The sequence below is a fragment of the Streptomyces sp. NPDC003034 genome (assembly GCF_053591375.1).
In genome coordinates this window covers 94,251-120,861 of sequence record NZ_JBSFTS010000003.1, presented here as the reverse complement: position 1 = coordinate 120,861, position 26,611 = coordinate 94,251, and the positions used below count along the sequence as shown (strand labels likewise).

The 26,611-nt window shown below is 72.6% G+C and carries 30 protein-coding genes; 13 read left to right on the top strand and 17 right to left on the bottom strand.

The window, feature by feature from the left end; translation table 11 throughout:
• Positions 1-14 precede the first annotated feature (14 nt).
• From ACWDX7_RS05050 to ACWDX7_RS05025, 6 genes are all read right to left on the bottom strand, one after another.
• Complete coding sequence (locus ACWDX7_RS05050) at positions 15-209, bottom strand: hypothetical protein (RefSeq protein WP_451493100.1); 195 nt, start codon at positions 207-209, stop codon at positions 15-17.
• Between the two features lie 98 nt (positions 210-307).
• Positions 308-967, bottom strand: a complete 660-nt coding sequence (locus ACWDX7_RS05045) for an ABC transporter ATP-binding protein (RefSeq protein ID WP_451493101.1) — start codon at positions 965-967, stop codon at positions 308-310.
• Positions 960-2,045 carry an ABC transporter ATP-binding protein gene (locus tag ACWDX7_RS05040; RefSeq protein WP_451493102.1) on the bottom strand — a complete coding sequence of 362 codons (1,086 nt, stop codon included), beginning with the start codon at positions 2,043-2,045 and terminating at the stop codon, positions 960-962. Before ACWDX7_RS05040 ends, ACWDX7_RS05045 begins: the two co-directional genes overlap by 8 nt.
• A gap of 62 nt (positions 2,046-2,107) precedes the next feature.
• Positions 2,108-3,022: an ABC transporter permease gene (locus tag ACWDX7_RS05035; protein ID WP_451493103.1), complete on the bottom strand. Its 915-nt coding sequence runs from the start codon at positions 3,020-3,022 to the stop codon at positions 2,108-2,110.
• On the bottom strand, positions 3,015-3,980 hold the full coding sequence (locus ACWDX7_RS05030) for an ABC transporter permease (RefSeq protein WP_451493104.1): 966 nt from the start codon (positions 3,978-3,980) through the stop codon (positions 3,015-3,017). The genes ACWDX7_RS05035 and ACWDX7_RS05030 overlap by 8 nt, the downstream gene beginning before the upstream one ends.
• 32 nt (positions 3,981-4,012) lie before the next feature.
• Entirely contained in the window at positions 4,013-5,614 is a 1,602-nt protein-coding gene (locus tag ACWDX7_RS05025; RefSeq protein WP_451493105.1) for an ABC transporter substrate-binding protein, read from the bottom strand.
• 172 nt (positions 5,615-5,786) lie between these two features.
• On the opposite strand from ACWDX7_RS05025, the gene ACWDX7_RS05020 reads away from it, so the two are divergent.
• Both ACWDX7_RS05020 and ACWDX7_RS05015 read left to right on the top strand, forming a co-directional pair.
• Positions 5,787-6,737, top strand: coding sequence for a fibronectin type III domain-containing protein (locus ACWDX7_RS05020; RefSeq protein ID WP_451493106.1), 951 nt, complete (start codon positions 5,787-5,789; stop codon positions 6,735-6,737).
• 62 nt (positions 6,738-6,799) lie between these two features.
• Entirely contained in the window at positions 6,800-8,899 is a 2,100-nt protein-coding gene (locus ACWDX7_RS05015; RefSeq protein ID WP_451493107.1) for an ATP-binding protein, read from the top strand.
• Between the two features lie 162 nt (positions 8,900-9,061).
• On the opposite strand, the gene ACWDX7_RS05010 is transcribed toward ACWDX7_RS05015, so the two are convergent.
• A complete protein-coding gene (locus tag ACWDX7_RS05010) occupies positions 9,062-9,247 on the bottom strand; it encodes a DUF5999 family protein (protein WP_451493108.1) in 186 nt (61 codons plus the stop codon).
• Positions 9,248-9,401: 154 nt separating this feature from the next.
• Between ACWDX7_RS05010 and ACWDX7_RS05005 the strand changes: the two genes are divergently transcribed.
• Entirely contained in the window at positions 9,402-9,851 is a 450-nt protein-coding gene (locus ACWDX7_RS05005; protein WP_451493109.1) for an SRPBCC family protein, read from the top strand.
• Positions 9,852-9,908: 57 nt separating this feature from the next.
• On the opposite strand, the gene ACWDX7_RS05000 is transcribed toward ACWDX7_RS05005, so the two are convergent.
• On the bottom strand, positions 9,909-11,138 hold the full coding sequence (locus tag ACWDX7_RS05000; RefSeq protein WP_451493110.1) for an acyl-CoA dehydrogenase family protein: 1,230 nt from the start codon (positions 11,136-11,138) through the stop codon (positions 9,909-9,911).
• Positions 11,139-11,332: 194 nt separating this feature from the next.
• On the opposite strand from ACWDX7_RS05000, the gene ACWDX7_RS04995 reads away from it, so the two are divergent.
• Positions 11,333-11,977 carry a TetR family transcriptional regulator gene (locus ACWDX7_RS04995; protein WP_451493111.1) on the top strand — a complete coding sequence of 215 codons (645 nt, stop codon included), beginning with the start codon at positions 11,333-11,335 and terminating at the stop codon, positions 11,975-11,977.
• Positions 11,978-12,029: 52 nt separating this feature from the next.
• On the opposite strand, the gene def is transcribed toward ACWDX7_RS04995, so the two are convergent.
• Positions 12,030-12,584 (bottom strand): peptide deformylase, encoded by a 555-nt coding sequence (gene def, locus ACWDX7_RS04990; RefSeq protein ID WP_451493112.1) that lies wholly within the window; start codon positions 12,582-12,584, stop codon positions 12,030-12,032.
• A 123-nt stretch (positions 12,585-12,707) separates the two neighbouring features.
• On the opposite strand from def, the gene ACWDX7_RS04985 reads away from it, so the two are divergent.
• The 6 genes from ACWDX7_RS04985 (at position 12,708) to ACWDX7_RS04960 (ending at position 17,928) form a co-directional block, all read left to right on the top strand.
• The gene (locus ACWDX7_RS04985; RefSeq protein ID WP_355412910.1) at positions 12,708-13,946 is read left to right on the top strand and encodes a MurT ligase domain-containing protein; all 1,239 of its coding nucleotides are present in this window, start codon (positions 12,708-12,710) and stop codon (positions 13,944-13,946) included.
• Between the two features lie 29 nt (positions 13,947-13,975).
• Entirely contained in the window at positions 13,976-14,704 is a 729-nt protein-coding gene (locus tag ACWDX7_RS04980) for a type 1 glutamine amidotransferase (RefSeq protein WP_451493113.1), read from the top strand.
• 190 nt (positions 14,705-14,894) lie between these two features.
• Complete coding sequence (locus tag ACWDX7_RS04975) at positions 14,895-15,920, top strand: 6-phosphofructokinase (RefSeq protein ID WP_451493114.1); 1,026 nt, start codon at positions 14,895-14,897, stop codon at positions 15,918-15,920.
• Positions 15,921-16,023: 103 nt separating this feature from the next.
• Entirely contained in the window at positions 16,024-16,974 is a 951-nt protein-coding gene (locus ACWDX7_RS04970; RefSeq protein WP_451491992.1) for a cytochrome c oxidase assembly protein, read from the top strand.
• Between the two features lie 32 nt (positions 16,975-17,006).
• Positions 17,007-17,165, top strand: a complete 159-nt coding sequence (locus ACWDX7_RS04965; protein ID WP_030711544.1) for a hypothetical protein — start codon at positions 17,007-17,009, stop codon at positions 17,163-17,165.
• A gap of 49 nt (positions 17,166-17,214) precedes the next feature.
• Complete coding sequence (locus ACWDX7_RS04960) at positions 17,215-17,928, top strand: lysophospholipid acyltransferase family protein (RefSeq protein WP_451491907.1); 714 nt, start codon at positions 17,215-17,217, stop codon at positions 17,926-17,928.
• 29 nt (positions 17,929-17,957) lie between these two features.
• On the opposite strand, the gene ACWDX7_RS04955 is transcribed toward ACWDX7_RS04960, so the two are convergent.
• The 6 genes from ACWDX7_RS04955 to ACWDX7_RS04930 form a co-directional block, all read right to left on the bottom strand.
• On the bottom strand, positions 17,958-18,722 hold the full coding sequence (locus ACWDX7_RS04955) for an urease accessory protein UreD (protein ID WP_451491993.1): 765 nt from the start codon (positions 18,720-18,722) through the stop codon (positions 17,958-17,960).
• An 80-nt stretch (positions 18,723-18,802) separates the two neighbouring features.
• Positions 18,803-19,498, bottom strand: a complete 696-nt coding sequence (gene ureG / locus ACWDX7_RS04950) for an urease accessory protein UreG (RefSeq protein WP_451491908.1) — start codon at positions 19,496-19,498, stop codon at positions 18,803-18,805.
• A gap of 22 nt (positions 19,499-19,520) precedes the next feature.
• A complete protein-coding gene (locus ACWDX7_RS04945) occupies positions 19,521-20,195 on the bottom strand; it encodes an urease accessory protein UreF (RefSeq protein ID WP_451491909.1) in 675 nt (224 codons plus the stop codon).
• 28 nt (positions 20,196-20,223) lie between these two features.
• Entirely contained in the window at positions 20,224-21,945 is a 1,722-nt protein-coding gene (locus tag ACWDX7_RS04940) for an urease subunit alpha (RefSeq protein ID WP_451491910.1), read from the bottom strand.
• Positions 21,938-22,249, bottom strand: coding sequence for an urease subunit beta (locus ACWDX7_RS04935; protein ID WP_451491911.1), 312 nt, complete (start codon positions 22,247-22,249; stop codon positions 21,938-21,940). Before ACWDX7_RS04935 ends, ACWDX7_RS04940 begins: the two co-directional genes overlap by 8 nt.
• A 13-nt stretch (positions 22,250-22,262) precedes the next feature.
• Positions 22,263-22,565, bottom strand: a complete 303-nt coding sequence (locus ACWDX7_RS04930) for an urease subunit gamma (RefSeq protein WP_355412892.1) — start codon at positions 22,563-22,565, stop codon at positions 22,263-22,265.
• A 326-nt stretch (positions 22,566-22,891) separates the two neighbouring features.
• Between ACWDX7_RS04930 and ACWDX7_RS04925 the strand changes: the two genes are divergently transcribed.
• Entirely contained in the window at positions 22,892-23,284 is a 393-nt protein-coding gene (locus ACWDX7_RS04925) for a VOC family protein (protein WP_451491912.1), read from the top strand.
• Between the two features lie 135 nt (positions 23,285-23,419).
• Here the strand turns inward: ACWDX7_RS04925 and ACWDX7_RS04920 are convergent, their stop codons facing one another.
• Positions 23,420-23,869, bottom strand: coding sequence for an ATP-binding protein (locus ACWDX7_RS04920; protein ID WP_451491913.1), 450 nt, complete (start codon positions 23,867-23,869; stop codon positions 23,420-23,422).
• Between the two features lie 196 nt (positions 23,870-24,065).
• Between ACWDX7_RS04920 and ACWDX7_RS04915 the strand changes: the two genes are divergently transcribed.
• The gene (locus ACWDX7_RS04915) at positions 24,066-24,950 is read left to right on the top strand and encodes a helix-turn-helix domain-containing protein (protein ID WP_451491914.1); all 885 of its coding nucleotides are present in this window, start codon (positions 24,066-24,068) and stop codon (positions 24,948-24,950) included.
• A gap of 11 nt (positions 24,951-24,961) precedes the next feature.
• A complete protein-coding gene (locus ACWDX7_RS04910) occupies positions 24,962-25,186 on the top strand; it encodes a DUF397 domain-containing protein (RefSeq protein ID WP_451491915.1) in 225 nt (74 codons plus the stop codon).
• 108 nt (positions 25,187-25,294) lie between these two features.
• Here ACWDX7_RS04910 and ACWDX7_RS04905 read toward each other — a convergent pair whose 3' ends face one another.
• Positions 25,295-26,473: an 8-amino-7-oxononanoate synthase gene (locus ACWDX7_RS04905; protein WP_451491916.1), complete on the bottom strand. Its 1,179-nt coding sequence runs from the start codon at positions 26,471-26,473 to the stop codon at positions 25,295-25,297.
• Positions 26,474-26,611 lie beyond the last annotated feature (138 nt).

Below are 26,611 nucleotides of genomic sequence, written 5' to 3'. Positions count from 1 at the left end.
GACGGACCACCCGGTCAGGGATTGAGTCCGGAGACCACGTTCGCGGTGGCGGCGACGCTGTTGTGGATGGTCGCGGCGACGCTGCTGCTCGCGAGGTAGAAGCCGAGCAGGACGCAGACGATCGCGTGGGAGACCTTGAGGCCGCCACCGCGCATGAAGATCGACGCGAGGACGAGGAGCAGGACGACCACGGAGAGGGAAATCACCATAGAAACCTCCTTACGCGCCGCCATGGTGGCGCAGGAGGGGGCGCCTGCGGGCGAAAGGGGTGTCCGCCGTACGGGTGTTGACCGTCCGTGACCGCCGGTCAGGCCTCGACGATGTCGTCCCAGTGGGTCGTACGGCCGCACCAGCGCGCGAGCAGGACCTGATCGTGCCCGACCGCGAGGAGTCCCGCTCCGGTGTCGGCGCGGTACTCCTCGACCACGCCGACCAGTGCGGCCGCGGTGGAGGCGTCCAGCATCGCGGTCATCTCGTCACAGACCAGCCAGCGCGGGCGCAGCACCAAAGCCCGCGCCAAGCAGGCGCGTTGGAGCTGCCCGTCACTCACCTCGTGGGGGCGCCGGGTGAGCAGATCGCCCCCGAGGCCGACGCGTTCGGCCAATTCGGCGACGGTGGCTTCCACTTCTGTACGACGGCCCGTCGCGCGGAGGGGTTCGGCGACGAGGTCGCGCAGCGTGAGGCGGGGGTCCGCGGAGAGCCGGGGCTGCTGGAAGACGACGCCGACCGTGACGCGCAGGGAGCGCGGGGCCCGATGGCGGAAGCCGGTCACGGCGCGGCCGTCGAGGAACACGCTTCCCCGGTCCGGACGGTGCAGCAGGGCGGCGACCCGGGCCAGGGTGGACTTCCCGCATCCGCTCGGGCCCAGCAGGCCGACGGACTCACCCGGACGCAGGGAGAGGTGCGCGCCGCGGACGACGGGCGCGCGGCGGTCGTAGCCCGCGGTGATGTCCTTGAGCTCAAGCATGGTGGCAGGCCACCCCTTCGGTGAGCGGGGGCAGCGCGGCGCGGCAGGTCTCGTCGGCGCGGGTGCAGCGGGCGGCGAAGGCGCAGCCCGCTGGGAGCGCGCCGAGCTCGGGCGGTGCGCCGGGGATGGGGGTGAAGGCCCGCTCGGGAAGGGCGTCGAGGAGGCCGCGGGCGTACGGGTGCCGAGGGCCGGGCACGCCGAAGAAGGCCCCCGCAGGGGCGACTTCGACGATGCGGCTGGCATACATGACGGCGACGGTGTCGGCGATCCGCTCCGCCGCGGCGAGGTCGTGCGTGATCATCAGCAGGGCGGCGCCGGCCTCGCGGGTGTGGGCGCGCAGTTCGTCGACGGTGCGGTGCACGAGGTCCCGGTCGAGGCCGGTGGTCGGCTCGTCGGCGAGCAGGAGGGGTGCGTCCCCGATGAGGGCGAGAGCGGTGGCGGCACGCTGCGCGAGGCCCCCGGAGAGTTCGTGGGGGTAGCGGTCGAGGTGGGTGGCGGGGAAGGCGGCCCGCGCGGCCGCGGCCTGCGCGGCTGCGCGCAGCCCGGCCCGCGTCTGCCGTCCGCCGGTCAGCTCGCGGACGGTCTCCTCCAGGTGGGCCCGGACGGTGCGGACCGGCGTGAGGTGCGCGGCGGGGCTCTGCGGGACCAGGCCGATGCGGCGGCCCCGGACGGTCCGGGCGAGGGTGCGCTCGTCGGCGGCGAGCACGTCGAGGCCGTCGGCGAGCCGGGCCGACCCGGCGGTCTCGGCGTTGCCGGGGAGCAGGCCGAGCAGCGCCGAGGCGAGCACGGACTTGCCGCAGCCGCTCTCGCCGACGAGGGCCAGGCATTCGCCGGGGCGGAGGGTGAAGCCGACGTCGCTGACCGCGGCGACGTACCGGTCCGCGCGCATGCGGAACCGCACGGAGAGCCGCTCGACGGTGAGGACGGCCTGCGGCGACGGCGCGTCCGCCGAACCGTCGGCGGCGGCTGGGCCGGTGGCGAGAACCCCATGGGGGCCGGCCGTGGGAGCCGCCGGCCCGGGCGCGGTCACGGGCTGGGCCGCCGGATCGGGTCCCGCATGGGCCACGGGCCCGGTCATGGCATCGGATCCCGGCGCGGTCACGGAATCGGCCACGGGCTCGGACACGGGACGGCGGCGGGTCACAGGGTCAGCTCCGAGCGGCGGCGGGGGTTGAGGCGGTCCCGCCAGGCGCCGGCGAGGCCCGCGATCGCCAGGGTCGGGATGATCAGGAGGAGGCCGGGGAAGAGTGTGGGCCACCAGTCGCCGGCCAGCAGGGAACCGCGTGCGCTCTGTACGAGCCCGCCCAGGCTGGCCTGGTGGGAGGGCAGGCCCAGGCCGAGGAAGGACAGGGCCGACTCGTGCCACATCGCGTGCGGGATCATCAGTACGGCGGCGAGACCCGCCTGCGGGAGCACGCCCGGAGCCAGGTGCCGCACGGCGACCCGCCACCGCGAGGCGCCGCCCGAGACCGCCGCGTCCACGTAGGGGCGGCCGCGCAGGGACAGGACTTCCGCGCGGACGATCCGGGCCGTCGACAGCCAGTGGGTGACGGCGACGGAGACGATGACCGGCCAGACACCCGGCCGGAACATCGCCACGATGAAGACGCCCAGCAGCAGGTGCGGAATCGAGGACAGCGTGTCCACGGCGCGCATCACCACGCGGTCCGCCCAGCCGCCCAGCGCCCCCGCGGCCGCGCCCACCGCCGTACCGATCACGGTGGCGGCCACCGCGGCCACCAGGCCGACCAGCAGCGAGACCCGCAGCCCGTAGACGCAACGCAGGAGCAGATCGCGCCCCATGTCGTCCGTACCGAAGGGGTGGACCCACGACGGCGGCCGGAGCCTTGCCGACAAGTCGACCGCCTGCTGGTCGAGTTGGGCCAGCGGCGGTACCAGCAGCACCGCCAGCACGATCAGCGCCACGATCGCCGCCGAGGTGCGCACGCGCAGCGTCCGCGTCGAACGCCGCGCCCGCCCCGACGACTTCCAGACCACCTCGCCCCTCGCGCCAGCCGCGGCCCCGGCCCTCAGCCCCGCCTTCGCTTCAGCCATCGAAGCCCACCCTCGGGTCCGCCAGGCCGTACAGCACGTCGGAGAGCAGGTTCCCGGCCAGCACCGCCACCGTGGCGAGCACCGTCAGGGCCGCCAGCAGGGGGAAGTCCACCGAGGTCGCCGCCTGGACGGTCGCCGCCGCGATGCCCGGCCAGCTGAAGACGGTCTCCACGAGCAGGGCGCCGGTGATCAGCTCCGGCACCCGGGAGCCGATCAGTGTCAGCGTCGGGAGCATGCCGGAGCGCAGCCCGTGTCCGAGCAGCACCCGGCGCTCGGCGAGGCCCCGCGCACGGGCCCCCCGTACGGGATCCTCCGCCAGCGCGTCGGCCACGCCCTGGCGGACGTACAGGAAGAACCACGGGAGCTGGGAGACGCCCAGCACCAAGGCGGGAAGGACCAGGTGCGAGGCGACCTGGCCGAAAGTGACCACATCGCTGTCCGCGTCCGTCAGGCCACCCGCCGGCAGCACGCCCAGGCGCACGGAGAAGAACCAGATGGCAAGGAGTCCCAGCCAGAAGGCGGGGGCCGCTTCCAGGGTGTACGCGAGCGAGGAGGCGCCCCGGTCCAGCGCACCGCCCGGGCGGCGGGCGGCCAGTACGCCGAGCACCGTGCCCGCCAGCACCGCCACCGCGAAGGCGCAGGCCGCCAGCAGCGCCGACCAGCCCACGCGTTCGGTGATGACGTCTGCCACCGGCTGCCGCATGACGGCCGAGGTCCCGAGGTCACCCGTGAGCGCGGCGGTGAGCCAGTCCCACCAGCGGGTGAGCAGCGGCTGGTCCACACCGAGGTTGGCCCGCAACTGGTCGAGCTCGGCCTGCGAGGCGGTGAGGCCGGCAGTGCCGGCGTACGCCTTGACCGGGTCGAAGGGGGACAGCGCGGCGACGGCGAAGACGCCGAGGGTGACGGCGAGCAGGACCGGGGCGGCGGACAGGGTCCGCCGCCCCGCCATGCGGGCCATCGGCCTCCAGGGCAGGCGCGCGGAGCGGGAGGTCACTTCTGCTTCGGCTTCCAGCTCTCGACGTTCCACCAGGGGCCTGCGCCGAGGCCGTGGTCGTGGGGCTCGGTCTGGGTGGTCAGCCCGTCCCACTTGTCGTTCACGACGTACAGGTGGTCGATGTGGGTGAGGAAGACGTAGCCCGGATTCTTCACGAGCTCGCGCTGCACGGTGTCGTACGCGGCCTTGCGGGCGGTGTGGTCGCCGCTCTTGCGGGCCTCGGCCAGCGCCTGGTCCACCGTCTTGTTGTCGTACCACGCCATGTTGTTGAAGCCGTCACCGGCGAGCGAGGAGGTCAGCAGCTGGTACTGGTCGAAGTCCGGGTCGGCCGGGGAGCCGCCGCCCGCGAGGACGGCGTCGGTCTTCATCCGCGGCTCGATGACCTCCCAGGTGCCGGCTTCCGTCCTGATCTCGATGCCGGCCTTCTTGGCGTCGGAGGCGAAGGCGAGCGCGTGGTCCTGGCGGAGCTTGTCGCCGGAGGGGTACCAGAGCGGGAAGGAGGCGCGGACCCCGTCCTTGACCCGGATGCCGTCCTCGCCCGTCCGCCACCCGGCGGCGTCGAGGATCTGCTTGGCCCGGTCCAGGTCCTGGGTGCGCTCCGTGCCGGCCGTGAACCACGGGCTGTCGGTGGGGACGGGGCCGTAGGCGGGCTTGCCCGCGCCCTCCATGAGCCGGTCGACCATCGCCTTGCGGTCGACGGCGATGTCCAGGGCCTGCCGGACGGCCACGTCACCGGTGACCTGGTGGTGCGTCGGCAGGGTCACCGTGCGGTAGTCGAAGGATTTGGCCGCGTAGGTCCTGCGGGCCCGGTCCCCGGCGAAGCCCTTGGCGAGGTTCGGCGGCAGGATCGCCGCGTCGAGCTCTCCGGAGCGCAGCCGGGTGGCGCGTATGTCGTCGTCCTTGATGACGGCCATGGTGAACTTCTTGACCGCGGGCTCGCCGCCCCAGTAGCCGGGATTGGCCTTGAAGCCGAGCTTCTCGCCCTTGGACCAGCCCGTGAGCACGTAGGGGCCGGTGCCGATGGGCTCGGTGGTGAAGTCCCCGCTGTTGACGTCCTGCCTGCCCGCGACGTGTTCGGGGGCGATGGGCAGGACGGTGCGTTCGGCGAACGGCGCGTAGGGGTACTTCAGGGTGAACACGACCGCGTCCTCGCCCCGAGCCTCGACGCCCGCGATGGCGTCCAGCTCGGTCTTCGAGGCGTTGTTCGTCTTCGGGTCGAGGATGGTGCGGTAGGTGAAGACGACGTCCTTGGCGGAGAAGGGCGCTCCGTCGCTGAACTTGACGCCCTGGCGCAGCTTGTAGGTGTAGGTGAGGCCGTCCGCGGAGACCTCCGGCAGGGCCTCGGCGAGCGCGGGCTTCAGCTTCATGCCGGCGTCGTGCGTCAGCAGTCCGTCGAAGATCTTGGAGTTGCCGTCCTTGCCGTAGCCCAGGAGCGGACTGAGGCTCTCCGGCTCGCTCGCGATGCCGACCACGGCGGAATCCGCTTTCTCCGGCCCCGCGCCGGCGCCGCCCGCGGGGTTGGAGCAGGCCGCCACGCCGGTGATGAGCGCGGCGGCCAGGGTCGCCCTGGCCGCATCCCTTACTGTCCGGGCCGTCATGCTCTGCACATCCCTGTTCACGATAATCCGCTGTTGCAAAGAGCTCGCAATAATGCCAGACGGGTCCGGAAGGCACCGAACCGGGCCGCCCGGGTCTTGTCCCGCCCCGGCTCCCCATGCCATAAATGTCTAGACCTTTACGCGGAGGGCGGAGAACGTGGTGGAGGAAGCCGTGCGACGCACCGCCACCCCCACGCTCCTCCTCTGCGTGCTCCTCGCCGGCCTGACGGCGTGCGCGGGAGCCGACACCGACCCACCGCCCGCCCCCGCCGGCCTCACCGCCCAGGCGGGCAGCGCCACCACCGTGCACGTCATGTGGGACGCGGCGGCGGACCGTGACGGGGTGACGGGCTACCAGGTGTTCCAGGCCGGCGTCCTGGTGCGGGAACTCCCGGCCGACAAGACCATGACGGACGTCACCGGCCTCACCCCGCAGACGCCCTACGTCTTCACCGTCCGGGCCGAGGACGCCGCCGGCAATCTCTCCGCACCCGGCGCCGCCGCCCGGGTGACCACCCCGGCGGCCGGGACCGAGGACCACCGGGCGCCCACCGCTCCGGCGGCCGCCACGGGCTCGCCCACCGGACCCCGGAGCGCGCGGCTGTCCTGGACCCCGGCGACCGACGACACGGGCGTGACCGCGTACGACGTCTACCAGGGCGGTGTCCGGATCCACACCGCCGGCCCCGGCGAGAGCGGCACCGCGCTCGGCGGCCTCCAGCCGGACACCGTCTACACCTTCACCGTGCGCGCCCGCGACGGGGCGGACAACTCCTCCCCCGACGGCCCGGCTGTGGACGTGACGACCCCGCCCGCCTCCGGGCACGGGCCGGGCACCGCCCCGGCCGACTTCGCGGCGGCCGCCTCCCCGGGCGCCCTGACCCTGACCTGGACCGCTCCGGACACCGGCCGCGAGACCACCGAGTACGAGCTGTACGTCAACGGCCGGCCCACCACCGTCATCCAGTTCGGTGCGGGCGCGGTACCGGCCGGCCGCGCAGAGTACCGGCTCACGGTCACCGAACCGGCCGGCACCGTATGGGCCGTGAAGCTGCGCGCCCGGCTGCCGGACGGCAACTGGGGCGCCTTCTCGGCGGAGCGGCGGATCTCTCTCGCCAGGTGAGACGTGACAGCGATCCGCCCCGAACGGCCGCGTCGCGAAAGAAGATCACGCACAATACATCCGTGTTCGGTGAGTACGCGTTCAACAACCATCAGACCGGCTCCCAAGGGGTCGATCCCGAGCCGGACTCCGGTGCCGCGCGGGGTGACCTGCCGCCGAAATCGCCGGTCTTCGTCGGCCGTGAGCGCGAACTCGCTCTGCTCGACGGATTGTTGCGCGAGCGACGACTGATCACCCTCACCGGAGTGGGCGGCGTCGGGAAGTCCCGGCTCGCCCTGCGGGCCGTCACCGACGCCCGCCAGGCACGGCCCGACGGCGTCCGGTGGGTGGAGCTGTCACCGCTGCGCGACCCCGGCCTGCTCACCGCCACCGTCGCCCGCGCCGTCGGCCTGACCTACCACTCCCCGCGCCCCCTCGACGAGGAGCTGTGCGCCTGGATGGCCGACAAGAAGCTCCTCCTCGTCCTCGACACCTGCGAGCACCTGGTCGCCGACTGCCGGCATCTGGTGGGCGAACTCCTCCAGTCGGCGCCCGGCTTGACCGTGCTGGTCACCTCGCGCGAGCCGCTCGGCTCTCCTCGGGAGACGGTCGTGGAGGTGCGTCCGCTGCCCTGCGAGGGGACCGACAGCGACGCCCTCGCCCTCTTCCGCGCCCGCGCCCTCCTCGCGACCCCTCAGCTGACGGGCTTGTTCGAAGACCCCGGACGGGCCGCCGTCGCGGCCGAGGTGTGCCGGCGCCTGGACGGAATCCCGCTCGCCCTGGAGCTGGCCGGCGCCCGGCTGCGGCTGTGGACGCTGGAGCAGATGGCCGAGCGGCTCGGCGCGCGGTTCGACGTGCTGTCGGATACCGGGAGCGCGCTGCCGCGCCGGCACCGGACGATGCGGACCGCGATCGGCTGGAGCCACGAGCTGTGCGAGCCGCTGGAGCGGCTGCTGTGGGCCCGGCTGTCGGTCTTCACCGGGGACTTCGACGTCGCCGCGGCCCGGGCCGTGTGCGCCGGGGGCCCGCTGCCCGCCTCCCGGGTGGAGCGGGCACTGGACGGCCTGGTCGCCAAGTCGGTCGTCCGGCGCACCGAGGAGCGCGGGGCCGGGGCCCGCTACCGGATGCTGGACACGATCCGCGAGTACGGACACGACTGGCTGAGCGAGCTGGGGGAGGTGGGGTCCGTCGCCGCCCGGCACGCCCACTGGTACGCGGCGCTCTGCGAGGCCGGTGACCGCGCGTGGCTGGGCCCGGGCCAGGTGGACTGGTACCGCAGGACCACGGCCGAGCACGCGCAGCTGCGTACGGCTCTGGAACACCTGCTGGTCTGCGACCCGACGGCGGCGCTGGAGATGGCCGGGGCGCTGTGGTTCTTCTGGTTCGCGTGCGGACACGTGCACGAGGGCCGCTCCTTCCTGGAACGCGCCCTGCGAGCGGCCCCGGCCACCGGGCCCGCGTACACCCAGGCCCTGTGGGCGCTGGGGCTCACCGCGCTGCTCCACGGCGATATGGACCGGGCCCGCGCCCTGGGCGAGGAGTGCACCCGGGAGGCGGCCCGGCTCGGGGACCCCGAGGCGGAGCTGCGCGCGGCCTATCTGCACGCGGTGTCCGTCCTGATGCCGGGGGACCCCGAACGGGCCCTCTCGCTGGCCGGTCCCCGGGTGCGGGCCGGCCACGGGGACCGGACCAACGGCCCGGGCTGGCTGCTGTGCCGGCTGGCCAGGGGCTACGCCCTGTGCGCGGCGCAGCGCTACGAGGAGGCGGCGCAGGAGGCACGGGCCCTGCGGGAGGCCTGCGCACGGCTGGGCGAGCGCTGGCTGCGGGCCTACGCGGACTACGTCCTGGCGGTGTCCGCCATGGGGCTGGGCCACCACGGGGAGGCGGCCCGGCACGTGCGCGCCATGCTGTCCGGCAAGCGGCTGCTGGGCGACCGCCTCGGCATCGCCCTGGGTCTGGACCTGCTCGCGGCGTCGGTCGCGGCGCTGGGGGACGGGGAGCTGGCGGCGCGCCTGTTCGGTACCGGGCACGCCTGGTGGCGCACGGTGGGGCGGCCGCAGATGGGCGGGGCACCCTCACTGACGGCCCTGCGGGACGAGGGCGAACGGCAGGCCCGGGCGGCGATCGGCGACGCGGCCTACGAGGCGGCGTTCCTGGGCGGCGCGAGCGCGCCCACCGGCTGACGGACAACCGGTGGACGGGCAGCGGGTGGACGGCGCACGGCCCGGATGCCCGCCGTCAGTACGGCAGGGGCCTGCCGGACGGTGTGCGCAGATCCAGGTCTCGGGGGGCGGGCTTGGGGACGGGCTTGCGGATCAGCTGCTGGCGCATGCTGCCTCCTCAGCTCAGACCATGGCCGGTCGGCGGGGTTGCACCGCGCGGCCGTCGGGGAGCAGTTCACCGGTGTCGTCGAAGACCACGGCGCCGTTGCAGAGCAGGCTCCATCCCTGTTCGGGATGGAAGGCCACGGTGTGGGCGGCATCATGGTCGGCGCTGTCGGCCGTAGGGCAGGGGGGCTGGTGAGAGCACATGGCGCACCTCCTCGCGAAGTGGGGCGGGAGGGCCGGTGGTCACCCGGTCGAATCCGCGATCCACGTGGCGGTGAGTATTGCTGATCGCCACCCCTGGACGGAACCCGTATTCGTGGTTCAGTTCAGTGTGTGTATGCCCGATTACGATGCGCTCATGCCCGTATTCCGGATCATTCACCACACGCTCCTGCCCCCTGCCGAAGCGTGGCGGCGGCTGACGGACTGGGAGCGGCACGGCGCGCAGGTCCCCCTCACCCGGACGGTCGTCGAAACGGCGCCTCCCACGCGGGTCGGCACGGTCTTCACGGCGCGCACCGGTGTGGGCCCGATCGGCTTCGCCGACCGGATGGAAGTCGTCGTCTGGCGGCCGCCGTCCGACGGCAGGCCGGGGCTGGTACGGCTGGAGAAGCGCGGCCGGGCGGTGGCGGGCTGGGCGGAGATCGAGATCCGCCCGATCACGGCGGGCGGGGCGGAGGTCCTGTGGCACGAGGACCTGCGCCCGCGCGGGTTCCCCCGCGCCTTCGGCCCCCTGATCGCGGCGGCGGGGCGGCTCCTGTTCACCCGCGCCCTGGTGCGGCTGCTCGAAACGCCGTCGGCGCGCTGAGCAGGGGCGCGCCGGGAGGCGGCCGGCCCCGCCCCGGGGCCGGCCGCCTCCCGCGCGTCAGCGGATGGGCATGCCGGAGATGGTGCGGGCGATCACCAGGCGCTGGATCTCGCTCGTTCCCTCGAAGATCGTGTAGATCGCGCTGTCCCGGTGCATGCGCTCCACCGGGTACTCGCGGGTGAAGCCGTTGCCGCCGAGGATCTGGAGCGCCTGGGCGGTGACCTTCTTGGCCACCTCGCTCGCGTAGAGCTTGGACATCGAGCCCTCCGCCGAGGTGAAGGGCCGGCCCGCGACCGCCATCCAGGAGGCCCGCCACACCAGCAGCCGGGCCGCGTCGATCTGGGTGCGCATGTCGGCGAGCTGGAAGGCCACGCCCTGGTTGTCGATGATCGGACGGCCGAACTGGGTGCGGGTCCTGGCGTAGTCGAGGGCGACCTCGTACGCCGCGCGCGCGGTGCCGACGGCCATGGCGCCGACGGCCGGACGGGAGGCCTCGAAGGTGGCCATGGCGGCGTTCTTCACCCTCTCGCCACCGCCGCCGCGGGCCCGCTCGTGCGCCCGCGCGAGCCGCTCGTCCAGTTTCTCCTTGCCGCCGAGCAGGCAGGAGCCGGGGACCCGTACGTCCTCCAGGACCACTTCGGCGGTGTGGGAGGCGCGGATGCCGTGCTTCTTGAACTTCTGGCCCTGGGAGAGGCCCGGGGTGTCCGGCGGGATGATGAAGGAGGCGTGCCCCTTGGTGCCGAGATCCGGGTCGACGACGGCGACGACGATGTGGACGTTGGCGATGCCGCCGTTGGTCGCCCACGTCTTGGTGCCGTTCAGCACCCACTCGTCCTTGGCCGGGTCGTAGACGGCGCGGGTGCGCATGGCGCCCACGTCGGAGCCGGCGTCCGGCTCGGAGGAGCAGAAGGCGGCGACCTTGACGTCGTTCTGGTCGCCGTACATCTGCGGGATCCAGGTGCCGATCTGCTCCTCGGTGCCGTTGGCGACGACGCCGATGGCCGCGAGCCCGGTGCCGACGATGGACAGGGCGATGCCCGCGTCACCCCAGAAGAGCTCCTCCATGGCCATCGGGATGCCGAGGCCGGTGGGGTCGAAGAACTGCTGGGCGTAGAAGTCGAGCGAGTAGATGCCGACCTTCGCGGCTTCCTGGATGACGGGCCACGGAGTCTCTTCGCGCTCGTCCCATTCCGCGGCCGCGGGGCGGATCACGTCGGCGGCGAAGCCGTGGATCCAGTCCCGCACCTGCTTCTGGTCGTCGTTCAGCTCCATGGTGAACTCCGCCATGTCCCCTCCACCTGTCTGCGCTCGTCCATGTGCGGGTTACTAGCGGTAACCACACGGGGGGCACAGTCTGTTACCGGTGAGTAAGTACTGTCAAGCAGGACCGGGACCGCACCACCATTCGATCGTCAGGGTGTGCGGGGTGTTACGTTGCGTGGGCGTCACGCACATCGCAAGGGCGGGGAGAGAAACACGTCATGGAGACCACGAAGCAGGCCGGCGACCCGGGAGGGGCCGATCGCCGGCGACGGGAACTGCTCGAAGCCGCCGACCGGGTCGTGCTCAGGGACGGCCCCCGAGCCTCCATGAACGCCATCGCGGCGGAGGCGGGCATCACCAAGCCCATCCTCTACCGGCACTTCGGCGACAAGGCGGGCCTCTACCAGGCGCTCGCCGTCCGGCACACCGACGCCCTGCTCGACTCGCTGCGGGCAGCCCTCGACGCGCCGGCCGAGCGGCGGCGCCGGGTGGAGGCCACCCTCGACACCTACCTCGCCGCCATCGAGGCGCGCCCCCAGGTCTACCGCTTCCTGATGCACCCGGCCGAGGACTCGCACAGCGCCGAGCGCGGTTTCGACGTCGGGCTGCATTCCGCTCCGCTGCTGCGCCGGCTCGGCGAGGAGCTCGCCAAGGTGATCGGCGAGCGCGTGGACCTCGGCCCCGGCGGCGAACGCCTCGCCCGGGTCTGGGGGCACGGCATCGTCGGCATGATGCACGCCGCCGGAGACTGGTGGCTGGGCGAGCGCCCGTGCGGGCGCGCGGAGTTGGTCACCGGCCTCACCGACCTGCTGTGGGGCCGGCTGGGAACGGCCGGCAACCGGGCGGACGGCCCGGGTTTCTGACGGGTACGGAAGGCGCCGGCTGCTGACGGTGGCAAGACGCCGGGCGGCCGGTTCAGCCGTGCTCTGCCCGCGCACCCCACGGCGCCTTGCGGATCGCCCGCCGCAGCCGCCGGGCCCGCAGCCCCGTGACCCGGTCCGCGTAGACGGTGCCCTCCAGGTGGTCGCACTCGTGCTGGAGGCAGCGCGCGAAGAAGCCGGTGCCGGCGATGCGTACGGGGGCGCCGTCGGAGGTGACGCCTTCCACGACTGCGTGGTCGAAACGGACCGTGCCGGCTTCCAGCCCGGGCAGCGACAGGCAGCCCTCAGGACCGCGGAACTCGTCCCCGTCGGCCGTCACCAGGCGCGGGTTGACGATGTGACCGACATGGCGGACGTCCTCGTCGTCGGGGCAGTCGTAGACGAAGACCCGCTGCCCCACGCCGATCTGGTTCGCGGCCAGGCCGACGCCCTCGGCGGCGTACATGGTGGCGAACATGTCCTCGATGAGCTGGTCGAGGGCCGGACCGAACGCCGTGACCTCCGCGCACGCCGAGTGGAGCACCGGATCGCCCAGCAGGCTCATGGTGCGGACGAGTCCGGTGGTACCGGGGATGGGGCGCTGTCGCATGGCGGTAAGCGTACGACGGACGGCTGTATGAGCAGATCCGCGGCGGAGCGGGGGCGCCGCGGTCAAGGCCGCGGCCGGTACTGGATAGGCTGGGGCCGACCGACGCAAGGAGGACAAGGGACGATGGCAGGCAACACAGAGCCGCTTTCGCCGCGGGCCAAGCTGGCCGTGACGGCGGGCAAGGCCGCGGCGGCGGTGTCGCGGGCCGCGGGACGCGGAAGCGGATCGGTGATCGGTGGCAAGGTCGCACTCAGGCTCGACCCCGATCTTCTCGGAGCGCTGGCGCAGCATCTCGACGTCGTCCTCGTCTCCGCGACGAACGGCAAGACCACGACGACACGGCTGATCGCCGAGGCGCTGCGCGCCAGCGGTCCGGTGGTCTCCAACGCCCTGGGCGCCAACATGCCGGCCGGCATCACCTCGGCGCTGGCGGGCGGCTCGGACTCCAAGTACGGCGTCATCGAGGTGGACGAGAAGTACCTCGCCGGAGTGGCCCGGGACGTCACCCCCAAGGTGATCGCCCTGCTGAACCTCTCCCGCGACCAACTGGACCGCGCCGCCGAGACCCGCATGCTCGCGGAGAAGTGGCGCGAGGGCCTCTCGGGCTCCAAGGCGGTCATCGTCGCGAACTGCGACGACCCCCTGATCGTGTGGTCGGCCTCCTCCTCGCAGAACGTGGTGTGGGTCGCCGCCGGCCAGGAGTGGAAGGACGACGCCTGGTCGTGCCCGTCCTGCGGTGGTGTCATGCAGCGCCCGGGCGACGACTGGTTCTGCGGCGAGTGCGGCTTCCGCCGCCCCACGCCCAGCTGGGTACTCTCCGGCGACCACGTGCTGGACCCGCACGGTTCGGCCTGGCCGATCCACCTCCAGCTGCCGGGCCGCGCCAACAAGGCCAACGCCGCCACCTCGGCCGCGGTCGCCGCGGTCTTCGGCGTCCCGCCCCAGGTCGCGCTGGAGCGGATGTACCAGGTGCAGGCCGTCGCCGGCCGCTATGACGTGGTGAACTTCCAGGGCCGCGAGCTGCGGCTGCTGCTGGCGAAGAACCCGGCGGGCTGGCTCGAAACGTTTTCGCTGATCGACCCGCCGCCCACCCCGGTGATCCTTTCGGTGAACGCGCGGGGCGCGGACGGCACCGACACCTCCTGGCTGTGGGACGTGGACTACCCGCGCCTGGCGGGCCACCCGATCTTCGTGATCGGTGACCGCAAGCTGGACCTCGCGGTCCGCCTTGAGGTCGCCGGCCTGGACTTCCGGGTGTGCGAGACCCTCGACGAAGCCGTGCAGCTGGCGCCGCCCGGACAGATCGAGCTGATCGCCAACTACACCGCCTTCCAGGACGTGCGCCGCCGCGTCGGCAACTAGCCCCGTCAGAAACCGCAGAGGACAAGAGCATGAGCGACAACAGCCTGCGTCTGGTGTGGGTCTACCCCGACCTGCTGAGCACGTACGGAGACCAGGGCAACGCCCTCGTGGTGGAGCGCCGGGCGCGCCAGCGCGGCCTGGACGTGCAGCGCGTGGACGTGCGCAGCGACCAGCCGATCCCCACTTCGGGCGACATCTACCTGATCGGCGGCGGTGAGGACCGGCCCCAGCGCCTGGCCGCCGACCGCCTGCTGCGCGACGGCGGTCTGGAGCGCGCCGTCTCGAACGGGGCGATCGTCTTCTCCGTCTGCGCCGGCTACCAGATCCTCGGCAACGAGTTCGTCAACGACGTGGGCGAGCGCCAGCAGGGCCTCGGCCTGCTCGACGTCGTCACCGTCCGCGGTGAGGGCGAGCGGTGCGTCGGCGACGTCCTCGCCGACATCGACCCCCGCCTGGGCCTGCCGCAGCTGACCGGCTTCGAGAACCACCAGGGCGTCACGCACCTCGGCCCGACGGCGAAGCCCTTCGCCCGCACCCGGCTGGGCCGTGGCAACGGCACCGGCGACGGCACCGAAGGCGCGTACAACGACACGGTGTTCGGCACCTACATGCACGGTCCCGTGATGGCCCGCAACCCGCTGATCGCGGACCTGCTGCTGAAGCTGGCCCTCGACGTGAACGCGCTGCCGCCGCTCGACGACCAGTGGTACGACGCGCTGCGCGCGGAGCGCATCGCGGCGGCCACGCAGCCCGTCTAGGTCCGGCGTCACCTGCCGTCCGGCCCGGATTCCCTGGGGGAAGCCGGGCCGACGTGCGTTCGCACGACGCGTGCGACCAGCATGTGGAGGATGGTTCAGCCCACCGGTCTTCCGCTTGTAGGGTGACGGTAGATCCCACCGGACGACGTGGTCCGGTCGTCGGCCCACGTTGCAAAGGTCTCTTCCCGCCATGCGCATAGGTGTGCTCACTTCCGGTGGCGACTGCCCCGGCCTCAACGCCGTCATCCGCTCCGTCGTGCACCGCGCCGTGGTCGACCACGGCGACGAGGTGATCGGCTTCCACGACGGCTGGAAGGGCTTGCTGGAGGGTGACTACCGCAAGCTCGACCTCGACGCGGTGGGCGGCATCCTCGCCCGCGGCGGCACGATCCTCGGCTCCTCCCGCGTCCAGCCCGCGCATCTGCGCGACGGCGTGGAGCGCGCCCGCGGCCATCTCGCCGACCTCGGCCTGGACGCCGTCATCCCCATCGGCGGCGAGGGCACCCTCAAGGCCGCGAACCTGCTGGCTCAGGCGGGTCTGCCGATCGTCGGCGTCCCGAAGACCATCGACAACGACATCGCGTCCACCGACGTCACCTTCGGCTTCGACACCGCCGTCGGCGTGGCCACGGAGGCGCTGGACCGGCTGAAGACCACCGCGGAGTCACACCAGCGGGTGATGGTCGTGGAGGTCATGGGCCGCCACACCGGGTGGATCGCCCTCCACTCGGGCATGGCCGCCGGCGCGCACGCGATCGTCGTGCCGGAGCGCCCCTTCGACATCGAGGAGCTGACGGCCATCGTCGGCGAACGCTTCTCCGCGGGCAAGCGGTTCGCGATCGTCGTGGTCGCCGAGGGTGCCAAGCCGCGCGCCGGTTCGATGGAATTCCAGGAGGGCGGCACGGACATGTACGGGCACGAGCGGTTCGCCGGCATCGGCAACCTGCTCGCCGTGGAGCTGGAGAACCGCCTGGGCAAGGAGGCCCGGCCGGTGATCCTGGGCCACGTCCAGCGCGGCGGCACGCCCACCGCGTACGACCGCGTCCTGGCCACCCGCTTCGGCTGGCACGCGGTGGAGGCGGCGCACCGGGGGGAATTCGGCATGCTGACCGCGCTGCGCGGTACGGACATCGTGATGGTCCCGCTCGCGGAGGCCGTGCAGACCCTGAAGACGGTCCCGGCGGAGCGGTACGCCGAGGCCGAGACCGTTCTCTGACTCCCCCGCCGACTCCCCCGCCGCCCGCGGGCGGCCCCCGGGCGCATGAGCGCCCGGGGGCCCCACTACTGTGGTGGGGCACCACAGTCAAGGGAGTGAACAGATGGATCACAGCGGGCACGGCATGGAGATGGACCTGCCGCCCTTCACTCTCGGACGTGGGCTGGAGTTCTCCTTCGACTCCTTCTTCCTGACCGGCTCCCTGGTGATGCTCGCCCTGTACGGGTGGGGCGTGCTGCGGCTGCGCCGGCGCGGGGACTCCTGGCCGGTCGGCCGGACCGTCGCCTTCACGCTCGGTGTGCTGACCGTGATCCTGGTGCTGTGCACCAAGCTGAACGACTACGGCATGGTCATGTTCAGCGTCCACATGGTCCAGCACATGGTGATCAGCATGATCACCCCGATCCTGCTGCTGCTGGGCGCGCCGATGACCCTGGCCCTGCGCGCGCTGGCGCCCGCCGCCCGCGGGCAGAAGGGGCCGCGCGAGCTGCTGCTGATGCTGCTGCACAGCCGCTACATGAAGGTGATCACGCACCCCGCCTTCACGATCCCGATGTTCATCGCCAGCCTGTACGGCCTCTACTTCACCCCGGTCTTCGACTTCCTGATGGAGAGCCGGACTGGGCACATCGCGATGATGCTGCACTTCCTCGCCGTCGGCCTCGTCTTCTTCTGGCCGATCATGGGCGTGGACCCGGGTCCGCACCGTCCCGGCTATGTGATGCGCATGCTGGAGCTCTTCGCCGGCATGCCCTTCCACGCCTTCTTCGGTATCGCCCTGATGATGGCGAGCGAGCCGATGATCAAGACGTACGCGAACCCGCCGGCCTCCCTGGGCATCGACGCCCTGCTCGATCAGCAGTGGGGCGGCGGCATCGCCTGGGCCTTCAGCGAGATCCCCTCCGTACTGGTGCTGATAGCGCTGGTGTACCAGTGGTACCACTCCGAGCAGCGGGCGGCGAAGCGCTCGGACCGGGCCGCGGACCGTGACGGCGACCAGGAGCTGGCGGCGTACAACTCCTATCTCGCCGCACTCCGAGCGCGTGGCCAGTAGCGGAGCACGGCCCTCGCGCGCCACCATGGGGCATGACCGGATCCGTTAAGGCGATGGCAGTCATGACCTTCGCCGCCCTGGTGGCCGTCGCCACGTACTCCGTGGCCCTGGGCAGCAACGGCTGGCTGTGGTTCGGCTGGGTGGTGCTGGGACTGCTGACCGCCGGCATGGCCGCTTCACGTAATGTCTGACCACTGAGGCTCGCGACTGCGACGACAGGACATCGACGGGAGCGGCCTGTTGTTCTACTACTTGCTCAAGCACGTGCTGCTCGGGCCGCTGCTGCGGCTGATCTTCCGGCCCCGTATCGAGGGGCTGGAGAACATCCCGGCGGAGGGCGCCGCGATCATCGCGGGCAATCACCTGTCCTTCTCCGACCACTTCCTCATGCCCGCCATCCTCAAGCGGCGGATCACCTTCCTCGCGAAGGCCGAGTACTTCACCGGCCCGGGGATCAAGGGGCGGCTCACCGCCGCCTTCTTCCGCAGCGCCGGGCAGATTCCGGTGGACCGCTCGGGCAAGGACGCCGGGCAGGCGGCCCTGCGCGAGGGTCTGGGCGTCCTGGCCAGGGACGAGCTGCTGGGCATCTACCCGGAGGGCACCCGCTCGCACGACGGACGCCTGTACAAGGGCAAGGTGGGGGTGGCGGCGATGGCGCTGCGCGCCGGGGTGCCCGTCGTGCCGTGCGCGATGGTCGGCACCTTCGAGATCCAGCCGCCGGGGCAGCGGATCCCGAAAATCCGGCAGGTGACGATCCGCTTCGGCCCGCCGATGGACTTCTCCCGGTACGCCGGGCTGGAGGGCGAGCGGGCGGTCCTGCGGGCGGTCACCGACGAGATCATGTACGCGATCCTCCATCTGTCCGGCCAGGAGTACGTCGACCGCTACGCGGCCGACGTCAAGGCCGAGGAGGAGGCGGAGCGGAAGAAGAAGCCCCGACGCAAACCGCGCTGAGGCCTCGTCCCCCGCCGGTCGGCAGGCCGTCAGGTGCTGCCGTCGGGCCGGCGGGCGTAGGTGCGGCAGGCCGTGTCGAGGAGTTCCCGCAGGCGCAGGGCGTCCGGGGCCAGGGCCGTCACCAGCACGGCCGGACCGGCCAGCGGGGTCACCGCGGCGAACTCCCCCAGCAACCCGGCGGCGGGCGGCGCCCCGGCGAACGCGGGGTCGACCACGAGGAGTTGCCCCAGCGCCCGGTGGCCCGCCAGACCCGCCGGGCCGTCCCACCCGCCCGGAGCCCCCGGCCCGCAGGCGAGCTCCTGGTCCAGCAGCGGACGGCCGCCGCGGGTGACCGCGAGCCGGCTGCGCAGCAGGCCCGGCGCCTCACCGGTGCGGCCCAGCACCTGTTCCTCGCGCAGCACCAGCCGTGCGGTGGGCGCGAGCCGGACCCGTGTCCGCACCCGCAGGTCACTGCCGCGCACGGAGACCAGCGGCTCCGGCGTCCACCACACCGACGCCTCCTCCTCCAGGGTCAGCCGTACGTCGTACCGCGCGGGCTCCCCGCCCGGGCCCGGCAGCGCCAGCGTGGCCGCCGCCGAGGCGAGGGCGAAGTGCGCCCCGGGCCCGGCGGTGGCCTCGACGGTGAGGTGGTCCCCGCCCAGCGGGGCGCTCATCGCGCCGACCAGCGTGACCCCGGCCGTGGCCCCGTGGCCCCGGGTGCGGCGCAGGGCGAGCGGGCCCTCCCCGGCCAGCAGGGGCAGGGCGGTCCCGCCGCGCCCGTCGGCGACGGCGTGGATCCGGGCGGTGGCGTGCAGCCCCCGCGAGGGCGGGGCGGCGGGCCGTGCGGCGGCGGGAGGCGGGGTGACGGTTGGCGGGGTGACGGGGGCCGCGGTGGTCACCGTACGGCCCAGGCGGCGATCCGCTCCCGTACCCACGCGGCTACCGGAGCGACCCCCTCCGGTCCGCGCAAGGACTGGAAGATGACGGGCAGTTCCCCGCGCTGCTGCGCGGCGTCGCGCGCCATCCGGCCCAGGTCCGAGCCGACGTGGGGGGCGAGGTCGGTCTTGTTGACGACGAGCAGGTCCGAGGTGGTCACGCCGGGACCGCCCTTGCGCGGGATGTCGTCCCCGCCCGCCACGTCGATGACGAAGATCTGCGCGTCCACCAGCCCCCGGGAGAAGGTGGCGGTGAGGTTGTCCCCGCCGGACTCGACCAGGATCAGATCGAGGGGGGCACTGTGTCCGTGGGCCTCCTCCAGTTCCTCGACGGCCTCCAGGTTGGCGGAGATGTCGTCGCGGATGGCGGTGTGCGGGCAGGCGCCGGTCTCCACCGCGGTGATCCGCTCGGGCGGCAGGACGGCCTCGCGGAGCAGGAACTCCGCGTCCTCCCGCGTGTAGATGTCGTTGGTGACGACGGCCATGGACAGTTCGGTGCGCAGGGCGCGGCACAGGGCGGCCACGGTGGCCGTCTTGCCGGAGCCGACGGGGCCGCCGAGCCCGATGCGCAGGGCGCGGCGGGTGCCGTCGGCCCGCAGGGGCCCGGCGCTGTGTGTATGCCGCTGGGGAAAGGTCACGGCGTGGTCGAGGTGCACGGGATCTCCTTGGAAGGGGCGGTCAGGAGGCGAAGAGACGGACCGGCCAGTCGGCATGGACCTGCGCGGCGATCTCCAGCAGGGGTGAGGAGGCTGCGGGCAGCGCGTCCAAGCCCTGTGAGCGGGCCCGCAGCGCGGCCCGCTCCGCCTCGGCGGCGACGGCGTCGAGTTCGGGCGCGAGGCGGGCCAGGACCCCGCTCGCCTCGAAGGGGTCCAGGCCCAGCAGCCGCACGGTCGCCATCGCGGGCCCGCCGACGCTTTCGTACGCCGCCACCCGCGCGGCATCGGGCGCCCCCAGGCCGGCCGCCCGGGCGGTGAGGCCGAGCACCACCGGCTGGTGGGCTCCGCGCGGGAAGGCGGCGGCCAGTGCCTCCAGTTCGGCGGTGGGCCAGGTGGCCCGGGCGGCCCGCAGCAGCTGCCGGCCCAGCCGCCGTGCGGCGGTGCGCAGCGCGGGCGAGGGGGTGCGGGCATCGGCGGCGGCGTCGAGTTCGGCCGGGTCCATTCCGAGGGCTGCCGCGGCGGCGAGGGCGGCGCAGACGAGCCCGGTGGTGTGCAGCCGGCCCCGGCAGAAGTCCTCCAGGGTGGCGGCGTCGTGGATCCGGCCCGCCTTGCAGGCGGCCTCGGCCCCGCCGGAGTGGGCATGCCCTCCGGCGGGGAAACGGCCGTCGGCGAGGATGAGCAGGGCGGCGAGGCTCATCGGTGTGTGTCCATCAGCGGGCCCCGCATCAGAAGAGGAAGTATCTCTGTGCCATGGGCAGTTCGGCCGCGGGAGCCGGCTCCACGGCCTCCCCGTCGATGGTGACGGTGAAGGTGTCGGCGTCGACCTCCACCCTCGGCATGGCGTCGTTGCCCCGCATGTCCGCCTTGCTCACCTTGCGCGTGTTGTCGATGGCGACGAAGGCCTTGCCGAGCCCGAGCCGTTCGGGCAGTCCGTCGTCGAGTGCGGCCTGCGCGGTGAAGTTGATCGAATTGAGGCCGGGCGCCCTGCCCCGACTGCCGAACATCGGTCGCGGCAGAACGGGCTGCGGGGTGGGGATGGAGGCGTTGGCATCGCCCATCTGGGCGTAGGCGATCTGCCCTCCCTTGATGACCAGCTGGGGTTTGACCCCGAAGAAGGCCGGGTTCCACAGCACCAGGTCGGCCAGCTTCCCGGTCTCGACCGAGCCGATCTCCCGGGCGAGGCCCTGGGCCACCGCGGGGTTGATCGTGTACTTGGCCACGTAGCGGCGGGCCCGGTGGTTGTCGGCGGGTCCGTCACCGGGCAGGAAACCGCGCCGCTCCTTCATCACGTGGGCGGTCTGCCAGGTGCGGAGCACCACCTCGCCGATGCGGCCCATGGCCTGGGAGTCGGAGGAGATGATCGAGATGGCTCCGAGGTCGTGCAGGATGTCCTCGGCCGCGATGGTCGAGGGCCGGATCCGGGATTCGGCGAAGGCCAGGTCCTCGGGGACGGCCGGGTTCAGGTGGTGGCAGACCATCAGCATGTCGAGGTGCTCCTCGACGGTGTTGACGGTGTGCGGCCGGGTGGGGTTGGTGGAACTGGGCAGGACGTTGGGCTCGGAGACCACGGTGATGATGTCGGGGGCGTGCCCGCCGCCCGCTCCCTCCGTGTGGTAGGCGTGGATCGTCCGCCCGTTGATGGCCGCGAGGGTGTCGGCGACGAAACCGGCCTCGTTGAGGGTGTCGGTGTGGATGGCGAGCTGGGCGCCGGTCTCCTCGCAGACGCCAAGGCAGGCGTCGATGACCGCGGGGGTGGCCCCCCAGTCCTCGTGGATCTTGAAGCCGAGCGCCCCGCCGCGCAGCTGCGAGTGCATGGCCTCGCGGGACGTGGTGTTGCCCTTGCCGAGGAGCCCGATGTTGACGGGGTAGGCCTCCAGCGCCGCGAACATCCGGGCCAGGTGCCAGGGTCCGGGGGTGATGGTGGTGGCCTTGGTGCCCTCGGCGGGCCCGGTGCCGCCGCCGACGAGGGTGGTGATGCCGGAGGCGAGGGCCTCGTCGACCAGGGTCGGGGAGATGAAGTGCACGTGGGCGTCGATGGCCCCGGCGGTGAGGATCTTCCCGTTGCCGGCGATGATCTCGGTCTCCGGGCCGATGACCAGGGCGGGGTCGACGCCGTCCATGGTGTCGGGGTTGCCGGCCTTGCCGATGCCGCAGATGCGCCCGTCGCGGATGCCGATGTCGGCCTTGACGATGCCCCAGTGGTCGAGGACGACCGCCCCGGTGATCACGGTGTCGGGGGCGCCCTCGGCGCGCGTGGTGCGGGCCTGGCCCATGGACTCGCGGATCACCTTGCCGCCGCCGAAGACGGCTTCGTCGCCGGACCGTCCGGGGCCCCCGGCGAGATCCCGCTCGATCTCGACGAAGAGGGCGGTGTCGGCCAGGCGGATCCGGTCACCGGTTGTCGGCCCGAAGAGGTCGGCGTACACCTGGCGTGACAGCTCAGCCATCGAGCGGCCCCCCGGTCTCGCCGCGCAGACCCGGTACGGTGCGCAGCCCGCCCAGCGGTACGAGTTCCACCGCGACGGGGATGCCCGGCTCGAAGCGTACGGCCGTACCGGCGGCGATGTTGAGCCGGAGCCCGTGGGCGGCGGGGCGGTCGAAGTCCAGGCCGGGGTTGGCTTCGGCGAAGTGGTAGTGGGAGCCGACCTGGACGGGGCGGTCGGCGGCGTTGAGCACGGTGAGCCGGGTGACGGGGCGGCCCTCGTTGAGGGGCACCGGGCCGTCGCCGAAGGCGATCTCTCCGGGGATCATGCGGTACTCCCCTTCAGACGATCGGATCGTGGACGGTGACGAGCTTGGTGCCGTCGGGGAAGGTCGCCTCGACCTGGACGTCGTGGATCATCTCGGGGATCCCCTCCATGACGTCCTCGCGGCGCAGTACGGTGCGGCCGGAGGCCATCAGTTCGGCTACGGTCCGGCCGTCGCGGGCGCCTTCGAGGAGGTGCGAGGTGATCAGGGCGACCGCTTCGGGATGGTTGAGGCGGACCCCGCGCGCCTTCCGCTTCGCGGCCACGTCGGCGGCCACGTGGATGAGCAGTCTCTCCTGCTCGTGCGGTGTCAGTTGCACTCGTATCACCAAGCTCCCAGGACAAGATCAACATCGCGCCGAGGCGACCTTAGCGGTCACCAACACTCTGTTGACCTGGGCTTATCCGAGCCAAGAGTGTCTTGCCCAACGCGAAGAGAAGTTTTTCCGTGGCGACCACCGCGGCTTTACCGGATCATGGGTGATCATTGACGGTCGAACGTGGCCACCACGCTAGGGGCCCCGTTTTTCCGCTGGGTTAACCCACGTTTCGGGCAGGTACCCGGTTCGGGTCCCGGACTCCGACGCGAACTTTCCGTATACGGGCCCGCGCACGGCGCGCGACCGGCCCGCAACCGAGGAGACGCATGTTTCTGAATCCCGTCCGGCACATCACCTTCGACGCCGTGGACCCGTACCGCGTGGCCGAGTTCTGGTCCGCGGTGACCGGTTATCCGATCCATCCGGACGATGTGGAGGGTGACGACGAGATCCTCCTGGAGCCCGGGCAGCCGGGTGTGCCGGGCCTGCTCTTCATCCGGGTTCCGGATGCCAAGACCGTCAAGAACCGTGTGCACTTGGACATCCAGCCGCCCGTCGGCACCCGGGACGAGACCGTGGAGCGCCTGGTCGGCCTCGGGGCGAAGGTCGTGGACGACCGGCGCGCGCAGGACGGCGTGATGGGGTGGGTCGTGCTCTCGGACCCGGAGGGCAACGAGCTGTGCATCGAGCGCGGCGCGGCGGAGCGCGGCCTCGGCTGATCCCGGGCGGGGCGCATCCGGGGTCCCGCCGGGCGCCCCGCCCGGGTTCCCGGGCGCGCATTCCGGGCGCGCATTCCGGCCGGGCATTCCGGCCGGGCGGGCGGTGGCCGGTCTTCGGGCGGCGCAGCCCCCGGTTCAGGCGCCGGTGGAGCTCTTCACGGCCGCCGGGAGGTTCCACGGCAGGGCGATCCACACCGTCTTGCCGCCGTCCTCGGTCGGAGTGACCGACAGCCGGCCGCCCGCCTCCGCGGTGAGCCAGCGGATGATCACCATCCCCCGGCCGTTGTCCTGCTGGACGGCGGCCGGCAGCCGCTTGGGCCAGCGCGGGTGGCTGTCGGTCACGCCGACGCGGAGCCATTCCCCACGCTCCAGCCGGACATCGACGGTGAAGGTGGGCGACTGCCCGAACGTGTGCTGGACGGCGTTGGTGGCGAGCTCCGAGACGATCAGCCGGATACTGTCGGCGGCGTCGGCCTCATCGGGCAGTCCCCATTCGCTCAGCACCTCCGCCACATAGCGGCGGGCGGCGGCGACCGAGGCGGGATCGCTCGGCAGAGTGACGGATGCTTCCTGATGGTCTGCCATGGCGACGGTCCCTTTCCCACCGGGGCGAACCGCCCCGGATCTGTGCTGGACGCCAGAGTGCCACCCATGGTGCCGCCCTTTCTGCCGTTCTCCCGGGATATGCATATATCTGTCGCCCAATGCGGTGAACTCTGCTACGGAAGAGCGTATTCGGACGGCAGACTGGTGCGAGGTGTGCCGGTGGAAGGAGGCGGGTGTGCAGCACGGACCCGCGGTGCGTCGGCGCAAACTCGGCGAGGAACTGCGTGCACTGCGCGACCGGGCCGGACTCACCAGCGGTGAGGCGGCCCGGCTCGCGGGATGGCACCAATCGAAGATCAGCCGCATCGAGACGGGGCGCAGCGGCGTCAAACCGGAGGACATCCGTGTGCTCCTCGATGCCTACGGAGACGTCGTCAGCGCGCAGCAACGCGCCTTGCTGGAAGCCCTGTCGGCCTCGGCCGCCGGCCCCGGACCGGGGGACGACACCGGGCGGGGCCGCCAGTGGTGGCACGACTACCGGGGGCTGCTTCCGCAGGAGTACCGCGACTTCATCAGCCTGGAGGCGGGCGCCCGTTCGGCCCGCACCGTGGAACTCTCGGTGGTTCCGGGGCTGTTGCAGACCGCCGAGTACGCGCGGGCCGTGACCCGCGCCGCCCTGGGCGGGCTTCCGGAACCGAAGGTGGACGCGCTGGTCGACGTACGCCTCGCTCGGCAGTCGGTGCTGCGGGCCGATCCGCCGCTGGAGCTGAGCGCCGTACTGGACGAGGCGGTGCTGCGCCGGCAGATCGGCGGTTCCCGGGTGATGGCGGAGCAGCTGCGACACCTGGTCGCGGTGTCCCGGCTGCCCCAAGTCCACTTGCAGGTACTGCCGTTCAGCGTCGGAGGACACCTCGGCCTGACAGGACCGTTCGTCATCTTTTCATTTCCGGACATGGTCGATCTGGATGTGGTGGTACTCGACCATTTGACGAGTAGCCTCTATCTGGAGCGGAAGGAAGACCTTGAGGCCTACAGCGCCGCGTTCCGCACCATCCAGGCGCACGCCCTCCCGCCCCAGGACTCGTCGGATCTCATCAGCTCACTTGCTGACGATGCGTAAGGAGGCACCCTGTGTCCGCAACCCCCTTATCCACCAGCGGACTTCTCAGCAGCGCGACCCGGTGGCGGCGCAGCAGCCGCAGCACCGGAATGAACAACTGCGTGGAAGCAGCCGTCCTCGGCGGCGGTCTGCTCGCCGTCCGCGACTCCAAGCGGACGGACGGCCCGGCCGTACTCTTCACCGGGCCGGCCTGGGACGGATTCCTCGTTCACGTACGGAGTGACGCGCTCCTTTAAGCCGTCTTTCCGGATCTGGGCCGCCCCTTGCGGATTCCGCCGGATTCCGCCGGATCTTGCCGGATCCCGCCGGGCCTGGGCCGTCGCCCGGCACGCCTGCTGCGTCGCCTACTGGTCCGCGGCTCCGGCCGGAGCGGTCCGCAGGATCGTCGCCACGGCCCGGGCGATCTCCTCCCCCGTGAGATCGGCCCGAGCTGTCAGCCGCAGCCGGGAGATGCCGTCGGGCACCGACGGCGGCCGGAAGCATCCCACGGACAGCCCTGCCTCGCGGCAGTCGGCGGCCCAGCGCAGTGCCGCCGAAGCCGACGGGGCCCGTACCGACACCACGGCCGCGTCCGGCCGGGCCGCGGTCAGGCCGGACGCGGTGAGCCGCCCGTACAGCTGGGCGGCCACCTGGCGGGCGCGGGCCGCCCGTTCCGGTTCCCGCTGGAGCAGGCGCAGGCTCGCGAGCGCCGCGCCGGCGGCGGCCGGAGCGAGCCCGGTGTCGAAGATGAAGGTCCGGGCGGTGTTGATCAGGTGCCGGATCACCTTGGCCGGTCCGAGCACGGCCCCGCCCTGGCTGCCCAGGGACTTGGAGAGGGTCGTGGTGGCGACCACGCCGGGGGCGCCCGCGAGCCCGGCGGCGTACAGCGCGCCGCGGCCTCCCTCACCCAGCACCCCCAGCCCGTGCGCGTCGTCCACGACCAGAGCCGCGCCCTCGTCCCGGCAGGCGGCGGCGTACGGAGCCAGGGGCGCCGCGTCCCCGTCGACCGAGAAGACCGAATCGCTGACCAGCAGCGCGCGGCCCTCGTGGGCAGCGAGCGTCTTGCGGGCGGTGTCCGGATCGGAGTGCGGGATCACCGCGGTCTCGGCGCGCGAGAGGCGGCAGCCGTCGACGATCGAGGCATGGTTGCCGGCGTCGGAGACGACCAGCGTGCCCCGGTCGGTGAGCGCGGTCACAGCGGCGAGATTGGCCGCGTAGCCGGAGGAGAGGACCAGCGCGGCCTCGAAGCCGCAGAAGGCGGCGAGCTCCCGCTCCAACTCCGCGTGAAGCTCGGTGGTCCCCGTGACGAGACGGGAGCCGGTGGCCCCCGCACCCCAGCGCTCGGCCGCCTCCCGCGCGCCGGCAACGGTCTCGGGGTGCCGGGACAGGCCGAGGTAGTCGTTGCTCGCGAGGTCCAGCAGCGGCGAGACGGGCGGGCGGGGGCGCAGCGTCCTGACGAGTCCGGCTTGTTCACGGACGTTCGCCGCGGCGTCGACCCAGGCGAAGACGTCCACGGGCTCAGGAGCGGGAGCGGGCTGGAGCATCGGCAAGGTCCTCGCATGTCTTCGGCTGTGTCGGCTGTGTCGGCTTTGTCAGCTGTGTCGGCAGTCTTGGCAGCGGTGCGGCGGCGGTTCGGTAGGCGGTGCGGCGGGGCGGTCTGACCCGCGGGGCGTCGGCGGTTT

Bases quoted from the DNA above. Each gene is read 5' to 3' on its own strand.
- ACWDX7_RS05050 (WP_451493100.1), bottom strand. From the start codon at position 209: ATGGTGATTTCCCTCTCCGTGGTCGTCCTGCTCCTCGTCCTCGCGTCG.
- ACWDX7_RS05045 (WP_451493101.1), bottom strand. From the start codon at position 967: ATGCTTGAGCTCAAGGACATCACCGCGGGCTACGACCGCCGCGCGCCC.
- ACWDX7_RS05040 (WP_451493102.1), bottom strand. From the start codon at position 2,045: ATGACCGGGCCCGTGGCCCATGCGGGACCCGATCCGGCGGCCCAGCCC.
- ACWDX7_RS05035 (WP_451493103.1), bottom strand. From the start codon at position 3,022: ATGGCTGAAGCGAAGGCGGGGCTGAGGGCCGGGGCCGCGGCTGGCGCG.
- ACWDX7_RS05030 (WP_451493104.1), bottom strand. From the start codon at position 3,980: ATGGCCCGCATGGCGGGGCGGCGGACCCTGTCCGCCGCCCCGGTCCTG.
- ACWDX7_RS05025 (WP_451493105.1), bottom strand. From the start codon at position 5,614: ATGACGGCCCGGACAGTAAGGGATGCGGCCAGGGCGACCCTGGCCGCC.
- ACWDX7_RS05010 (WP_451493108.1), bottom strand. From the start codon at position 9,247: ATGTGCTCTCACCAGCCCCCCTGCCCTACGGCCGACAGCGCCGACCAT.
- ACWDX7_RS05005 (WP_451493109.1), top strand. From the start codon at position 9,402: ATGCCCGTATTCCGGATCATTCACCACACGCTCCTGCCCCCTGCCGAA.
- ACWDX7_RS05000 (WP_451493110.1), bottom strand. From the start codon at position 11,138: ATGGCGGAGTTCACCATGGAGCTGAACGACGACCAGAAGCAGGTGCGG.
- ACWDX7_RS04995 (WP_451493111.1), top strand. From the start codon at position 11,333: ATGGAGACCACGAAGCAGGCCGGCGACCCGGGAGGGGCCGATCGCCGG.
- def (WP_451493112.1), bottom strand. From the start codon at position 12,584: ATGCGACAGCGCCCCATCCCCGGTACCACCGGACTCGTCCGCACCATG.
- ACWDX7_RS04985 (WP_355412910.1), top strand. From the start codon at position 12,708: ATGGCAGGCAACACAGAGCCGCTTTCGCCGCGGGCCAAGCTGGCCGTG.
- ACWDX7_RS04980 (WP_451493113.1), top strand. From the start codon at position 13,976: ATGAGCGACAACAGCCTGCGTCTGGTGTGGGTCTACCCCGACCTGCTG.
- ACWDX7_RS04975 (WP_451493114.1), top strand. From the start codon at position 14,895: ATGCGCATAGGTGTGCTCACTTCCGGTGGCGACTGCCCCGGCCTCAAC.
- ACWDX7_RS04970 (WP_451491992.1), top strand. From the start codon at position 16,024: ATGGATCACAGCGGGCACGGCATGGAGATGGACCTGCCGCCCTTCACT.
- ACWDX7_RS04965 (WP_030711544.1), top strand. From the start codon at position 17,007: ATGACCGGATCCGTTAAGGCGATGGCAGTCATGACCTTCGCCGCCCTG.
- ACWDX7_RS04945 (WP_451491909.1), bottom strand. From the start codon at position 20,195: ATGAGCCTCGCCGCCCTGCTCATCCTCGCCGACGGCCGTTTCCCCGCC.
- ACWDX7_RS04940 (WP_451491910.1), bottom strand. From the start codon at position 21,945: ATGGCTGAGCTGTCACGCCAGGTGTACGCCGACCTCTTCGGGCCGACA.
- ACWDX7_RS04935 (WP_451491911.1), bottom strand. From the start codon at position 22,249: ATGATCCCCGGAGAGATCGCCTTCGGCGACGGCCCGGTGCCCCTCAAC.
- ACWDX7_RS04925 (WP_451491912.1), top strand. From the start codon at position 22,892: ATGTTTCTGAATCCCGTCCGGCACATCACCTTCGACGCCGTGGACCCG.
- ACWDX7_RS04920 (WP_451491913.1), bottom strand. From the start codon at position 23,869: ATGGCAGACCATCAGGAAGCATCCGTCACTCTGCCGAGCGATCCCGCC.
- ACWDX7_RS04905 (WP_451491916.1), bottom strand. From the start codon at position 26,473: ATGCTCCAGCCCGCTCCCGCTCCTGAGCCCGTGGACGTCTTCGCCTGG.